General features: G+C 54.0%; 1 protein-coding gene. It reads left to right on the top strand.

The genetic code is table 11. The features are described from left to right. Window positions 1-26 precede the first annotated feature (26 nt). The coding region (locus tag GVO63_RS19310; protein WP_159582064.1) for a hypothetical protein at window positions 27-252 on the top strand (226 nt) is incomplete at its 3' end.

The raw sequence follows: 252 nt of genomic DNA, 5'->3' as shown, positions 1-252 counted from the left end.
ATATAGAGCCGCTGAAAGAGGCGGTTATGATGCTCGAAACAGGCGAAGCGGTTTTGCACAAAGGCAAAATCGTTAAGCCGATTGCTGACAAGCGCGAGGAGGGACGACTTGCGCAAGAGCGCGACAAGCACAAAGCCGAGAGTGAGCGTCTACGAGTCGAACTGGCGAAAGCGACAAAGGCATTTCAAGTGCAACGAGAAAATGCCGAGAGAGCCGAGCTAGGCCGCGAGAGAGCGATTAAAACAGCCGAGC

The sequence above is a fragment of the Alteromonas sp. KUL106 genome (genome assembly GCF_009811415.1).
Classification (GTDB): Bacteria; Pseudomonadota; Gammaproteobacteria; order Enterobacterales; family Alteromonadaceae; genus Alteromonas.
This window is presented reverse-complemented; position numbering and strand designations above follow the sequence as displayed.